This is a genomic window from Gillisella vitis (genome assembly GCF_001541345.2).
GTDB classification, from domain to species: domain Bacteria; phylum Pseudomonadota; class Alphaproteobacteria; order Rhizobiales; family Rhizobiaceae; genus Allorhizobium; species Allorhizobium vitis.
The window spans coordinates 91,668-107,061 of sequence record NZ_LMVL02000006.1 but is presented as its reverse complement, the minus strand read 5'-3'; the positions used below and the strand labels follow the sequence as shown (position 1 = coordinate 107,061).

The following is a 15,394-nucleotide window of genomic DNA, read 5'->3' as shown; positions in this document are numbered from 1 at the left end:
CTGATGGAAGGCAGGTGACAATCAGGCTTCCTTGCGGAGCGCCTCTGCCTCAATGTCGTCCAGGAGGGCGGCAAGCTCTGCCTGTTCTTTCCGTGCGGCCTCGAGGCGCTCACGGATAACGGCCGCGATGCCCCCTACGGTCGGTGCATCAAACAGCAGGGCGCGCATGGGCAGCTCGATTGAGAATTGCTTGCGCAACCGTGTCACGACCTGCACGGCAAGCAGGGAATGCCCACCAAGCTCGAAGAAATTGTCATCGATTCCGACACGCGAAATGCCAAGAAGTTCCCCGATAACAGCCGCCACATCGGTCTCAATGGGATCGCGCGGGGCGATGAACGCTGCCTGCACACGCTCGCGCCCGGTGTTTTCCTTCTGATCCACGGCCACACCGGCCCTTGGTTCCTGCCGTGCTGCGGCCATGCGATGCCGCAGATCAACCGGCGTCACGGCGAGCTGGGAGACTTGGCGGTGGGCGAGAACCGCTCGGGTTGCCCGCCAGACCTCGTCGACGTCAATCGCGTCGTTAAGAAAGCCTGTTGCCTCCTCTCGCGTGGTGCCAAAAGGAAGGCATGTATCCCAGGCGATTGCCTGCCAGACCGGACGCTGTGCGCCGCGCCGCGCATCAACGAAGGCATCAAGAAAGCTGTTGGCCCCCGCATAGGCGGCAAGGCCCGCGCCGCCGACCAGCGTTGAGAGGGAGGACTGGACGAGGACGAAGTCGGGGGTGTGATCGGCAAGCGCCGCTGATAGAGCGTTCAGGCCGTCAACCTTGGTTGCGAACAATGCAGCATTGCGCTCCGCTGTGGCCTCCGTGAGCGGGCAGTGGTAAACCTCGCCCATGCCCGCTGTCTGGAAAACCCCACGGATCGGGCCAAACGGTGCGCCAAGCGAATTGAGGCATGCAGCAAGCCAAGCGGGGTCAGCGAGATCACCGCTGAACAGAATATAATCCTCGCCCGGAGTGCCAATGCCGCGCAAAGCCCGGATCAACGCACTAACCGGATGCTTCGGCCCATGCGATGCAAGCCAGTGTTCCCAATCCGCAGCATTCGGAAGCCCGCTTGGTCCAACAAGGACGACCTTCGCGCCCAATGTTTGAACGAGCGCCCGGGCATAGACGAGGGCGAGACCATCGAGGAGATCGCCTGCGATGAGGTAAGTGGCCCCCGCCGTGAGAGCCGGAACATCGGCTGGCTCCGGCAAGGGCGTCGGCACATGGCTCTCGACCCAGCAATAGCCATTGCGCAGCGCCATCACGGTCCTGTCGTCGCGCCAAGGGTGTGATAGCGCCTCAGCGAGGCCGTGCACAGTGGCACCTTCTGCCGATGGAAGATCGATGCTTCGGCAGGAAATGCCGGGAATGTCCTGCGGCAAGACGCGGAGCATGCCAAGCACCTTGGCCGCCTGCGCATCAACAACCTCCGCGCCAGTCACACCATGCAGGCCACATGCCAGAACGGTCAGAAGCGGCGGGCGGCTCTCGGTCGTGGTCAGGGCTTTCGCGAGCGCAAAACTGCTGGTGAAAGCTGTGTCCGGGGCCGCATTGGCATCAAGGGAGAAGCCATTGACGATCTGGGTCAGTGTTGCACCGTTCGCTGCAAGATCGGCAAGAACTGCGCTGTAGTGCTGCGGCTCAGCGGGGTCGATGTGATACGTCCCCCCGGCATTCTCATAGGTTATCCCAGACCGTACCCGTGTGACCTTGATCTGATCCGAAACCGGACCGATCGCGGCGACAGTCTCGTCGCCACCAAAGATCAGCCAATGCTCATGACCGCTCGTTGTGAGGTGCTCAAACGGCGCGCGTTGCCAGACCGGCTGGTTAAACCAGTCCTCGATTGACGTGCGCCGGGCGGCTTCGTCGGGCATGGATTCGGTGGGTGCAATCCGCGCAATCGCGTAGGAATTGCGCTGGAAAGGGTAAGTTGGAAGTGGCACGCGGCGGCGCGGGCCTGCATCTTTTTCGGCAACAAGCTCGACATCGATGCCCGCGATCCAAAGCTCCGCCAATGCCAGCAGCGCGTGGTCGCAGGCGTCCTGCGGTGCCTTCGCATCGGGCAGCGAGGTGGCAACGCGAAGCAGCGCTTTTCCTTGCTGGCGAGCAAGCCGGGTCAGTGTCGAGCCGGGTCCAACTTCGAGAAGAAACGGGGCCGGCAATTCAAGCGCCCGCGCAAGGCAGGGGCCAAACAGAACAGTCTGGCGCAGATGGGCCACCCAATAGGCCGGGTCGGTTGCTTCCTGTGCCGTCAGCCAATTGCCTGTCAGGTTCGAGACAATGTCAATCTGCGGCGGGTTGAGCGTCACCGTGGCGAGCATTTGCGCAAACGCTTCAAGCGCAGGCTCCATCATGAAACTGTGAAAGGCATGGGAGGTTTTAAGCTCATGCCTGCCGATACCGCTGCGATCAAACCGCTCCGCGAGTTCGGCAATCGCCTCTACCGTGCCTGCCAGAACCGTACTGCGCGGACCGTTGACGGCGGCAAGTTCCACGTATGGCGAAAGCGAAGCGCGCGCCTCCTGTTCCGAGAGCATAACGGAGAGCATGGCACCGGGAGGGCAGGCCTGCATCAGCCGCCCGCGGGCAACAACCAGCTTCACCGCATCTTGCAGCGAGAAGACCCCGGCAAGGCAGGCCGCAACATATTCCCCGAGACTGTGACCGACCATGGCCCGTGGCTTGATGCCCTTGGCAAGCCACATCTGCGCCAGCGCGTATTCGACGGCGAAAAGTGCTGGCTGCGTTATCTCTGTGCGGGAAAGTTGCTCTGTCGTTGTGCCATCGCCAAAGATGATGGCCGCGAGGTCAAGTTCCTGCGGCACGAAGCGCAGGCAGGCATCGAAGGCGGCGCGGAATGTTGCATCCGTCTCGTACAGCGCCCGCGCCATTCCCGGATATTGTGCACCCTGTCCGGGAAACAGCAGGATCACACTTGCATCGCCCGCCAGCGGCTCACCCGCGACACAATGGGGGCCTTCACCGCTGCAGATGATATGCGCGGCGGCGTCTCGCTCCCTTGCGAGGGCTACAAAGCGATGCTCCATCGGCCGACGGCCCTGCCGGAGGGTGTAGGCAATACCGGCAAGCTGTGCGCCGTCATCGGTGCCAAGATGATCGGCCAGCGCGTTTCGCATCGCCGCCAGCGCTTCCGGCGTCTTGGCCGAGAGTGGCAAAAGATAAGGCCCGGTGGTTTCCACTTCGCGGTCCCGAACCGGAGGCTCTTCAATGATCACATGCGCATTCATCCCGCCCATGCCAAAGGCGCTTATGGCCGCGCGACGCTTGCGCAGCTCTGTCACCGGCCATGCCCGCTGCTCCGCAACGATGTCGAAAGGGCTTGACGCCAGATCAAGGGCCGGGTTCGGACTGGTAAAATTGATGCTGGCGGGCAGAATCTGGTGCTTCAGCGCAAGAATGGTCTTGATCAATCCTCCCATTCCGGCGGCCACATCCATATGTCCGAGATTGCCCTTCACAGAACCCAGACCGCAGCGGCGGCCCTGCTGTTTCAGCGCATCGCCATACACACTGGACAGGGCGCGGATTTCGATGGGATCGCCGAGGGTCGTTGCGGTTCCATGCGCTTCGACATAGTCCACCTCAGAGGCTTCAAGGCGGGCGTCGGCAAGGGCTGCCTGAAGCACTGCCGTTTGCCCGGCAACGCTGGGTGCCGTCAGCCCGACCTTGGCGGAACCGTCGTTGCCGATGGCCGACCCGCTGAGAACCGCATGAATTGTATCGCCGTCAGCAATCGCGTCGCTCAGCCGTTTGAGAACGAGGACGCCGACGCCATTGGTGAAGACGGTGCCCTTGGCATTGGCGTCAAACGGACGGCATGCCCCGTCCGGGGAGGCGATACCTTCGCTCTTGTAGAGATAGCCTTCCGGGCGCGGCTGCCCGATGGCAACGGCCCCCGCCAGCGCCATATCCGCCTCGCGTGCCAGAAGGCCGCGTGCCGCGAGATGCAACGCCACGAGCGCCGTGGCACAAGTCGCCTGTACCCCAACGGTTGGCCCGGTGAGGTCGAGGTGATAAGCGACACGCGAAGCAATCATGCCAAGCACATTGCCAAGGCCCGCATGGATCGGGTCCGTTGCCTCCCGGAGCGCCGGATTGGCCTGTATCTGGCTGAAATGATAGTTCAGTGCACCACCGGCATAGACGCCGATACGACCACCATACGTGGCGCTGTTATAGCCCGCATGGTCGAGTGCGCCCGCTGCGCATTCGAGGAAAACACGATGTTGGGGATCAAGCAATTCCGCATCGCGCGGCGAATAGCCGAAGAATCCGGCATCGAAGCCTGTTGGATCATCGAAGCCACCCCAGACCCGGACATAATCCGACCGGGCCGCCATTTTGGGATCGACGCCAGCCTCTTGCAATTCGTGATCCGTGACAGAGCGAAGGCCACTTTGACCTTGCTTCAGAAGGCCCCAGAACGCGTCGAGATCATTGGCTCCGGGAAAGCGCCCGGCCATGCCGACGATTGCCACGCGCTCGTCCTTCTCCCTTTGCGCCGCCTCCAGACGCGTGCGCGCGTCCTTCAGAATCGAGAGGATTTCATCCTGTTCAACGATGTCCGGTGTCGGCGTTTCAACGTCAGTCATAGGGGTTCTCTCGTTCAAGTTGCGGATGCTGTGCTCAACGAAGCAATGCTTTCAGGGCAGCAAGTTCCGAGGTAATAGTGGAGCTGGCGACAGAGGAAGACGCGGGCGGGTTCTGAACCACAGGCCCATTGCTCTGGAGCTTTGCGTCCTCAAGAGACACGGTCTCCGATTTATCGTCTTCAATGAGGCCATAGAGATGATCCGAAAGGGCCAGGATGGTGTGATGTTCGAAAATCAGTGTTGGGCGGACCGGCACGCCGAGTTCCCGCTCAACCGTCGCGCCGATATTGACGAGCGCCACAGAGTCGAGACCAAGATCGAAGAACCCAGCGGAATTTCCGGGCAAATCCCCTTCGCCCAGCCGGGCAAGCATAGCCACTTCCTGCCGCAGCAGATGCCGGAGCGCTTCCTTGCGAAGCGCTTTGGGCGATTGCTGAAGCTGGTCGCGCCAGCTTCGTTGCTCGACAATTGCCGGGGCATTGAGCACGCTCTCCGGCTTTGCATCCCAGCGGGCAACGATGCGCAGATCACCCGTTGCGATCCCCTGTCGGCAAGCGAAGCGGCGGACTTTTCCACTCGGCGTGCGTGGCAGGCTGCTTGGCCGCAACAGCGCGATGACGACGGCCCTGACATGGTGATTGCGCGAGACGGCACCGCGCACGGCACGGATCACGTCATCGCTATCAAGATCGCGCAGGCCCTCGCGGGTCAGCTCACAGACCACGCCCAATTGCTCCTCGCCATCGACCTCGATGGCAAAGACCCCTGCCCTGCCTTGTGCGAGCGCCGGATGGCTGGAGAAAACGGATTGCTCAATATCTTCCGGGTGATGGTTCTGCCCACGGATGATCACCAGATCTTTCAGCCGACCCGTGATGTAGAGCTGCCCATTGCGGCGAAAGCCCAGATCGCCGGTCCGCCGCCAGCCACGCGATCCGTCCAGCACCTGATCAAAGGTCTCTGCGTTCAGTTTAGTGCGGCCCCAATAGCCGGGGGTCACGTTCGGACCCCGGATCCAGATCTCGCCGACCATGCCATCATCCACACGCAGGCCCGCCTCGGGATCGACAAGCGCAAGGTCAAGCCCCTCGGCAGGGCGGCCGCAGGCGGCAAGGGCAAGCCTATCATGCTCGTCGCTATCATCCGCTTCGACCGCAGCCCCGGTTTCGACAAGCGCCTTGCGGCTGACGGACAGGATCAACGGTGGATCGTCGGGACTGTTGCCCGTCTGAAACAGCGTGGCTTCTGCCTGCCCGTAGCAACAATAAAAGGCCTTGCCACGGAAACCATAGGGGGCAAAGGCGGCTGTGAAGCGCTCCAGCGTCTTCGGGCGGATCGGCTCTGCCCCGTTATAGGCGATGCGGACGTTGGAGAGATCAAGCCCGGCAGCAGCCTCTGGCGCATATTTATCGACACAGTGCTCGTAGGAAAAATTCGGACCGCCAATAACGGTGGCGCGCACATGGCTTGCCAGTTCCAGAAAGCGCAGAGGCCGACGCAGGAACGAGGCAGGCGCCATCAGCGCCACTGGAAAGCCGTTGAACACCGGCGACAGAATGCCGTCGATCAGCCCCATATCGTGATAGTGCGGCAGCCAGCAGGCGGATATGTCGGATGGACCGTATTCGAAGGCAGTGCTGATCTGCCGCAGATTGGTCATCAGGTTGCCGTGCGTGACCATCACGCCCTTCGGATCGCTCGTCGAACCCGATGTATATTGCAGGAAAGCGACATGCTTTGCCTCCGGCGCATGGAATGGTCTGCCGTCATCTTCAAAGACGACCGGGTGGGCCGGATCGGCTGCTTCCGGGGCGAGCGCAAAGCCATGTCCGACTGCCTGTTGCAGGGGGCGAAGGGCGTCCAGAAGCTCGCCAGCACAGAGAATTCCGGAGATCCCGGCATCCCGCGCGATATGCAGCCAGCGATTGATTCCGTCAGCACGCCGCGGGGCCGGAACGGGCACGGGAACAGTGCCTGCATAGAGACATCCAAGGAAGGCGGCGATGAAGCTAAGGCCCGGCGGATAGACCACGAGAATGCGCGCCCCGGGGATGACAAGTCCTGTCTGCGCAATCTCGCGACCGACAAGCCGCGCCCGATCGCGAAGCATACGCCAGGTCCAGGAATCCGGCCTTGCCTGCGCCGCAGCGACCGCGTCATCATGAAAGAAGCGCATGGCCACATCATCCGCCATATCCCGAGAACGGCTCTCAAGCATATGAATTATTGACGTAAATTCCGAAGAACCTTCCAAGGTTCGTTGCGTCCAGGACGTATCGTTCACTGCCATCCACCCCTTACTGAAGAGCGCTGCGGAAGATCCGCCCAACCCCGACTTATGCTCTTTTCGCTTTGATAAAAGGAAACTCAGCCGCTTGAAATTTCGCTGATGGCAATCTGTGGTCGCCATCGAATTGGCACTTGCATATAATTCTTGAATGTCTTAGTCAACAATATAAACAGCAGTTCAATACCTCTATAATCGATATTCACAATCCAATCTGAGGTTGTAATGATTTTCAAAATAGCCTCGGGCAAAGGCGTCTCCAAGACGGCTGTTTCCACCCATCAGCGGTGCGCGCAACAGGTCCGGTGCGCGCTGCCGGAGGCATGCCGATGACTGCTCCCGAAACGGTGGAAGCGCTGCTGTCGTGCCTGTCGGAAAAAGGCATCCGCATCACATGCGTCGATGGGCGTCTGCGACTGTCCGGCTCCGAGAGCGTGCTCACGCAGGACATCACTGACGTGATCCGCGCCCGCAAGGCGGAGATCATTGCGAATCTTTCTCTGGACGCCACGAACCATGACGCGGCACATAGCGAAACGATCCCGGCCCGTCATGCGGATGCACCGCCACTTTCCTTTGCCCAGCAGCGCCTATGGTTTGTCGAGCAGATGATGCCGGATGCTGGCCTTCACCACATATCGCTCGCTGTTGAGGCGCTCGGCAGCATCGATGTTTCCGCGTTAAAGGCAGCGCTTCAGGCCGTCGCAGAGCGCCATGCAATCCTGCGCACCCGCATGGAGATGCGGGATGGCATGCCCTCTCAACGCATCATCGCCGACAGTGATATTCCGCTGCAATTGATCGACCGACAGGACGATGTGCCGGATGAGGCGGAAATCGACCGGATACGGCAAGAGGAGGCGCGGCGACCCTTCGATCTTGCCTGCGAGCCACCGCTCCGTCTCACGGCAATCCGCCTTGGCTCTGAGCGAACCCTTTTGCAGCTGACGCTGCACCACATTGCCGGGGACGGTTGGTCGATGGATGTGCTGCTTGGCGATCTCTCAGTGATCTATCAGGCCAAGGTGTCGGGCGTTGATCTTGATTTGCCAGCGCTTCCCATCCAGTACGGCGACTTCGCTGCATGGCAGCGCGACCATCTGGCAGGCCCGGCGCTTGAGCGGTCCCTCGCCTTCTGGACCGATCATCTCGAAGCACCGCTTCCCGCCACGCAATTGCCGGGGGATTTCACCCGGCCACCTGTTCAGGCCAATGCCGGAGCCTTGCATTCCATCGCCTTCGATTCTGGCACCACGGCCCGGCTAAAAGCGCTTGCGAAAGCAGAAGGTGCCACCCTCTTCGCCACGCTGTTTACGGCCTTCAACACCCTCGTCTATCGCTATACCGGGCAAAGGGATCTGGTGATTGGCACACCCGTCGCCAACCGTCGTCACCGGGAAACGGAAGGGTTGATCGGCCTCTTTGTCAATCCGCTGCCGGTCCGCTCACGGCTTACGCCCGCAGCGAGCTTCCGCGAGACATTGCGCCAAAGCCAAGCGACCCTCTGGTCGGTGCTTGACCATCAAGACCTGCCTTTTGAGCAATTGGTGGAAGCGCTGAAGCCAGAGCGCGATCCCAGCGTCCATCCGCTTTTCCAGCTGAAATTCCAGCTCGATACTGAGCCGCAGCAGAGGGTCGGACTTTCGGGCCTCACGTTGACCCGCCTGCCACGGCGCGACGGTGTTGCGAAACTCGATCTCAGCCTCAACCTGATCGATGCCGGAAGCACGATCCATGGCACTTTCGAATATGACACAGCGCTTTTCCGCCCTGAGACAATCGCGTCTCTTGCCGCCCATTTTGGCGTGCTGATCGAGGCGATTGCCATTGAGCCGGACACGGCCCTCGCTGTTCTCCCCTTGCTGGAAGCCGAGGAGCGTCAGCGCCAGATCGTCAGCTGGAATGCAACGGCAACATCTTTTGATGAGAAAGCCTTTTTCCACACGGTCTTCGAGGCTCATGCGGCCCGCACACCAGACGCAATCGCGCTTGTTCATATCATTGATGGCGAGCGACACACACTGACCTATGACGAACTGAACCGACGCGCCAACCAGATCGCACACCATCTGCGCGGTCTGGGTGCGGGTCCAGAGACCATTGTTGCCATCGCGCTTGAGCGTGGCTTCGATATGATTGCCGCATGGCTCGGCGTGCTCAAGTCTGGTGCTGCCTATCTGCCGCTTGATCCGGCCTACCCGCCGGAACGCCTCGCGATGATGCTCTCAGATTCGCAAGCCCGTTTGGTTCTCACCGAGAGCCGCCGAACTTTGCCGGAGACGGTAACCCGCATTGATCTCGATACAGATTGGCCACGGGATGCGGCGACGGGCAATCCTGATCTCGTCAACAGGCCCGATCACCTTGCCTATATCATCTACACCTCAGGATCGACCGGGCGGCCAAAAGGCGTGCTCGTCGAGCACAGGGGCCTCGTCAACCTCACGCAACACAAAATCAGAGTCAGTGGGGTGAAGCCGGGCGATTGTATGCTCCAGTTCTTCTCCTTTTCGTTTGATGCCTCGATTCCCGAACTCGTCATGGCGCTCGGCGCGGGCGCGTCGCTGCTACTGCTGCCCGCCAGCGAGCTTCTGCCCGGACCAGCGCTTGCCGAACACATGAAAACGCAAGCCGTGACGCATGTGACAATGACGCCCTCCGCGCTCATTGCGCTGCCAGTTGACGACTATCCAGCACTGCGCATGGTGCTGACCGGCGGCGAAGCGCCAACGCCCGAATTGATCGAACGTTGGGGAACGGGGCGGCTGTTCATCAACGCCTATGGCCCGACGGAAACGACCGTCAATGCAAGCATGGTGCCTTGCGGCAACGGTCATCCTAATGATGCGACCTTGCTACCCGCTGCCAACAAGCAACTCTATGTGCTCGACGCTAACCTAGAGCCGGTTCCGGTCGGTCAACCGGGTGAACTCCATATTGGCGGGCTTGGCATTGCCCGGGGCTATCACGGTCGCCCGGCCCTGACAGCCGAGCGCTTCGTGCCCGATCCATTTTCGCCAACAGGCGGCGTGCTCTATCGAACAGGCGACCGTGCCTGCCAGCTTGCGGATGGCCGCATCCGGGTGCTTGGCCGCCTCGACGATCAGGTGAAAATCCGTGGCTATCGCATTGAGCCGGGTGAAATCGAAGCCATGGTGCTGGCGCATCCCACCATAGTGGCTGCGGCAGTGGCAATCCACGAGATTGATGGTGAAAAGCGCGTCATTGCCTACGGCGTCGCCAAGGATGCAACCACCATCACCGCGCTGGACATGAAGACGTTCCTCGCCGCACATCTGCCCCGCTACCTTGTGCCGGATGCCTTTGTCTGGCTTGATCGCTTGCCACTCACCGTCAATGGAAAGATCGACACCAGAGCACTTCCGCTTCCAGATCTGTCGCAACAGGTGGGTCGTCCGCCGGAAGGAGAGACGGAAAAAGCAATTGCTGCGATTTTTGCGCAAATCCTCGGATGCTCGCATGTTTCTGCCACGGATGATTTCTTCGCAATCGGCGGTCACTCGCTGCTGGCCACGCGGCTATCGGCGCTTGCCAAATCGGCCTTCGGCCTCGACATCGCCATTATCGATCTCTTCGAGGCCCCGACGGTCGAAGCACTGGCGGCAAGAGTGAGCAACCGAAACCAGAGCCTCATGACGGAAGAGGAGATGTGCCGGGCCGATACCGAGCTTGATGCGGCCCTCCGCATTCCGGCGCGGATTGTGTCTACTCATCCTTTGAGCCATGTGTTTCTCACCGGAGCGACAGGCTTTCTGGGCGCGTATCTGCTCAGCGAATTGCTCAAGGACACGTCTCGCACAGTCTCGTGCCTCGTCCGGGGCGTGACTGGGGCGGATCGCCTGCGCCAATCGCTTCAATCCTACGGTCTGTGGCGGGATGAATTTGCGGAACGTATCAGAGCTCTGCCGGGCGATCTCTCACAACAGAGGTTCGGGCTTTCTGATGCTACGTACACTGCACTTGTCGAAAGCGTAGACGCCATCATCCACAATGGTGCGGAGGTTCATCACCTGCATCCTTATGAACGCCTCCGCGCTCCCAATGTTGGCGGCACGGTCGAGGCGATCCGGCTGGCGGCGGCAGGCCGGGGACGGCCCCTGCATCTTATCTCCTCGCTCAGCGCCCTGACACGGCGAGGCGCTGGCGAGGCCATTGCCGAAAGTGCTACGATCCGGGACTTTCCCTTGCCTTCTGGCGGATACAACCAGACCAAATGGGTTGCGGAGCATCTTGTGGAGGCCGCCAAAGAGCGCGGTCTTCCGGTGACGATCTACCGCCCCGGCGCGATTTCGGGCGACAGCCGCACCGGCACCTTTAACAAAGCCGACATCCTGTGCAGGCTCATGCAGGGCTATCTGCGCTCAGGCCTTGCGCCGGAGGGTGACACCCCGCTGGAAATGCTTCCGGTCGATACCGTTGCGCACGCGATCATCGCCCTTGCGGACAGGCCGTCATCGCTCAGTCAAACCTTCCATCTGGTCCATTCCTCTCCGGTCTCGTCTGCGCTGCTGTTTGAGGCGGCAGCCGCCGAAGGGCTCCATCTGCGACGCATTCCCCGGCTGGAATGGCGTGCCGAACTTGATCGCATTGCGCGGGAAGAGACCGATCATCCGCTTTACCCGCTGATGGGCCTTTTCGAACAACGACCTGCCAGTTCATCGCAGGGCGCAATCCGCACCGTTGAGCGCAGTGAAACACATCGCGCGCTGGCGGCTGTATCGATTGTCGAGCCCGCGCTCGATCTTCGCCTTTTTCGCTCCTATCTGCGCGCTTTCATTGTCAATGGCGCGCTCAACCCTTCCAAAGAAAATGAGCAGAGATATGCTTGAACAAGCAAGCAAATACGATCACTGGGCGTGGCTTTACAACCGCACACTTGGCCCCCGCTACGGCGCATACAAGATCGGTCCGATTGAGCGTGTGGTGCTGCCCCATGTGCCAACTGGTGGTGCTATTCTGGATCTGTGCTGCGGCACCGGCCAGCTCGCGGCGGCTCTCGCTGAGCGCGGTTTTAACGTGACTGGCCTCGACGGCTCCGCCGACATGCTCCGCCATGCCCGCGAAAACGCCCCGTCGGTGACCTTCACGGAGGGCGATGCCTGCAATTTCACCTTTGACACCCCCTTTGACGCCGTGCTCTGCACCAGCGCCTCGCTCAATCACATGCAAAGCGTCGATGATCTGGCCGCCGTGTTTTCGAGCGTCAGCCGCGCATTGACGCCGGGCGGCATCTTCGTCTTCGACGTCAACCATCCGGCCCAGATGTCGCGCTACTGGCGCGGCCATCCAACGGAGGGCGAGATCAACACCGACTTCGCGTGGTTGATTACCCCGCAATATGACCCGGCAGCAAACCGGGGTGCCTTCACCGTGGAGATTTACCGCCGTCCCGATGCGCATCCCGTTTCCGTGCTGGATCGGCTGTTCGTCCGATTGGCGCGGTTCAGGCGTATCCGCCTAGCGCTCCTCTCCCGCTTCAGCCGCTTGCGGACCCGGTGGGAGCATCATTCGGTCGTCAACCGAATCTGGGGTCACGATCTCAACGCCATGTCACGCGCCCTGCATGAAAGCGGCTTTTCCACCGAACTGCGCAGCACGCAAGGCGGGCCGGTCGATGACAGCCATGCCGCCTATTTCTTCTGCCGGAAAGCGCCCTCGGCCGAAATGCAGGCTGAGACTGCAAAGGAGACCGCCCTATGAATGCGTTGACGAGCAACCCAACGCCCGCCCAAGCGGCAGCCGCCATCATAGCCGCGTTCAACAGGAAGACAGAAAAGTCCAAGGCCGCAAGTGCGCAAAATCGGCACGTCCTCGCTGATAAATCAGCAATCGGCGTTCCCTTCTCGCTGATGGCCAAGGAGGCGCTCTACCCGATTGTGGTAGACCGGGCGGAGGGAACAGTACTGCACGATATAGACGGCAATCGCTATATCGATGTGCTGATGGGGATGGGCATCAACCTCTTTGGCCACAATCCGCCCTTTATCCGCGACGCGATTGAGGCACAGCTTGCCAAGGGATTTGCGCTTGGGCCGCAATCTGATCTGGCAGGCGAGACTGCTGCACTCTTTTGCAAGCTGACGGGCAAGGAAAGAGTAACCTTTACCAATACCGGGACCGAAGCCGTGATGACCGCCCTGCGGCTGGCGCGGGCGGCCACCGGGCGGCGGAAGATTGCGATGTTCGAGGGGTCTTATCACGGCCATTCGGATCAGGTTCTGAACCGCATTGCTGGTCCCGATGATGCCCGGACCGTGCCCGCCTTTCCCGGCATTTCGCCCGCGACGGCCGAGGATGTCGTTTTGCTCCCCTATAACGATCCGCGTGCACTGGAAATTCTGGAGCGGGATGGCGAAACCTTTGCCGCCGTGCTGGTTGAGCCGGTGCAAAGCCGCAATATCGACGTCCAGCCCCGTGCCTTTCTGCACGCGCTGCGCGACGTGACGCAGCGAACAGGTGCTGTCCTCATCTTCGACGAAATGATCAGCGGTTTTCGCGTGGCACCCGGCGGCGCGCAGGACCATTTCGAAGTTGAGGCGGATCTGGCGACCTATGGCAAGATTGCCGGTGGCGGCTTGCCGCTGGCGCTGATTGCGGGCAGCAACCGTTTGATGAACCATATCGACGGCGGCCCCTGGTCTTTCGGGGATGAATCTGTTCCCCCAGCCCAGCCGACCTTTTTTGCCGGAACCTATTGCCGTCATCCTCTGGCACTTGCGGCAGCGCGCGCAGCCGCGACGTACATGCTCCAGCAGGGCCGGTCTTTGCAGGATGGCCTCAACGCACGCACGCGCAGCCTTGTCGAGCGCCTCAATACATCGCTTGCGGCAGCGCGGCTTCCCGTTGTCTTCACGCAGTTCGGCTCCTTCTTCTCGATTGCGGTCAACCGCAGCCGCATTCCGCCGCTTGCACTGGGATTGCTGTCGCTCGAACTCCTCACCGCTGGCATTCACCTGCGCAGCGGCGACAAGGGCGGCTTCCTTTCCACCGCCCATTCGGATGGCGACATCACAGCCATCCACGATGCCTTCCTGAACGGCCTGCAATCGCTTGCAGGTTTCGGCCTCATCCCCCTATCCGATGGAACAACACCATGAGCAACCAGGACCAAACCATTGATTTTCCACACCGCGTCGTCATCAGCGACGAGGAGCGATACTCGATCTGGCCGACCTACAAGACCATCCCCCTTGGCTGGCGCGATGGCGGCTTCGAGGGGTCGAAACAAGCCTGCCTAGACCACATTGCTGCGGTTTGGACCGATATGCGCCCGCTTTCACTTCGTCGCCAGATGGACGGCGACATGTCCGTCAACCAATAAGGAGGTGCCGCCTTGAGCCAGTATCAACGCGCCCTCGACCCGGATGCCGCGCGCGAGGAGAGCCGTCCTGTCGAAAGCCCGGTTCGCGGCCAGATCACCCTGAAAGAGGTCAAGGCATCTGGTCCAATGGAGGCACCAGCCGATGATGGCTGGCTCGACCTTCCGCTTCCTGACGGACTGCCCGCTGAAACCCCGCTCAGCGAGATCGAGAAACGCCGTATGCATGACGTGCTTTCCGGTCTGCTTGAGGCGATGAAGCTTGACCATCCGCAGATCACCGCACAGTTGGACGCGCTGCTGACTGAGCTGGGCAAGGCGGCAGGCGAAAGGCCGGAAATCGAAACCACGGGGCTGCCGCTCACGCCCTTTCAGGCAACGGACTATGATCGCTATTTCCGCGTCAACCGTCAGTCTGCGGAAGAACCCGCCGTCGCCATGGTGCGGAGCCTCATTCAGACGGTGCGCGCCGTCACGCAGCTCTTTGCCCGCAGCCCGGACCTTCCCGTCGTCCACGTCCGCCACCAGATGGAAGGCTTTGAAAGCCACGCACATTTGCTCGCCCGGACCTTCGGTCTGGAGCCGCTTCGATGATCGCTCTCAGCCCTCCCTCTCCCTATGCGATCTGGCGGGAGTTTCACTGGGCATTCTTTTTGAACGTTCAGGGGCTCATTGTTTCGCTGCGCCGGTTCCAGCTGCTGGTGGAGCGCGGTCAGCTCACGTCTGCCGAGCAGGAGCTTAATACCGCCTCGACGCTGCTTGTCTCCTCGGCTGCGTCCATGGAACTCGCCACGAGTTTTCCGAAAGACGTCTATGAGGCGACGGTGCGCGCCTCCATGACCCAGCCGCATGTGGAATCGGACGATTTTAGCGGCCTGATGTCGTGGGATCATGCCGTCCTCATCAGCATCTGGCGGGATCTCCGCCCGATTTTTGAAACGCTGCCGAATGAGCTCGTCAGCGCCCATTCCAAGTTTATTGCGGCCTATAAATATCTCGCCGAGAGCCATGCGGGCGTCTGCTCGCGCTTCGTGGATAGCGGAAGCCTGCGCTTCGAGGACCGCAATGCCGTCGATACGCTGCGCCGCTTTGAGCGCGGCCGGCTCGGCCTCATCGACCCCAAGGGCAAAGGTTGCCCGTTTCATTCCTGAGCGACC

Annotated in this window: 8 protein-coding genes; 6 read left to right on the top strand and 2 right to left on the bottom strand. The window is 61.0% G+C overall.

Going from position 1 to position 15,394, the window contains the following annotated elements; all coding sequences use genetic code 11:
- Window positions 1-21 precede the first annotated feature (21 nt).
- Together ASB66_RS19975 and ASB66_RS19970 are read right to left on the bottom strand one after the other, a co-directional pair.
- Entirely contained in the window at window positions 22-4,611 is a 4,590-nt protein-coding gene (locus tag ASB66_RS19975; RefSeq protein ID WP_081089194.1) for a type I polyketide synthase, read from the bottom strand.
- Window positions 4,612-4,645: 34 nt separating this feature from the next.
- Window positions 4,646-6,787 (bottom strand): AMP-binding protein, encoded by a 2,142-nt coding sequence (locus ASB66_RS19970; protein ID WP_234613919.1) that lies wholly within the window; start codon window positions 6,785-6,787, stop codon window positions 4,646-4,648.
- 440 nt (window positions 6,788-7,227) lie between these two features.
- On the opposite strand from ASB66_RS19970, the gene ASB66_RS19960 reads away from it, so the two are divergent.
- From ASB66_RS19960 to ASB66_RS19935, 6 genes are read left to right on the top strand one after another with little or no spacing between them, the layout of a single operon-like run.
- Window positions 7,228-11,748: a non-ribosomal peptide synthetase gene (locus ASB66_RS19960; RefSeq protein WP_060720014.1), complete on the top strand. Its 4,521-nt coding sequence runs from the start codon at window positions 7,228-7,230 to the stop codon at window positions 11,746-11,748.
- Entirely contained in the window at window positions 11,741-12,619 is an 879-nt protein-coding gene (locus tag ASB66_RS19955) for a class I SAM-dependent DNA methyltransferase (protein WP_234613921.1), read from the top strand. Before ASB66_RS19960 ends, ASB66_RS19955 begins: the two co-directional genes overlap by 8 nt.
- Entirely contained in the window at window positions 12,616-14,016 is a 1,401-nt protein-coding gene (locus ASB66_RS19950) for an aspartate aminotransferase family protein (protein ID WP_060720012.1), read from the top strand. Before ASB66_RS19955 ends, ASB66_RS19950 begins: the two co-directional genes overlap by 4 nt.
- Window positions 14,013-14,240, top strand: a complete 228-nt coding sequence (locus tag ASB66_RS19945) for an MbtH family protein (protein WP_060720011.1) — start codon at window positions 14,013-14,015, stop codon at window positions 14,238-14,240. Before ASB66_RS19950 ends, ASB66_RS19945 begins: the two co-directional genes overlap by 4 nt.
- A gap of 12 nt (window positions 14,241-14,252) precedes the next feature.
- Complete coding sequence (locus tag ASB66_RS19940) at window positions 14,253-14,831, top strand: hypothetical protein (RefSeq protein ID WP_060720010.1); 579 nt, start codon at window positions 14,253-14,255, stop codon at window positions 14,829-14,831.
- Window positions 14,828-15,388 (top strand): hypothetical protein, encoded by a 561-nt coding sequence (locus tag ASB66_RS19935; protein ID WP_060720009.1) that lies wholly within the window; start codon window positions 14,828-14,830, stop codon window positions 15,386-15,388. The genes ASB66_RS19940 and ASB66_RS19935 overlap by 4 nt, the downstream gene beginning before the upstream one ends.
- Window positions 15,389-15,394 lie beyond the last annotated feature (6 nt).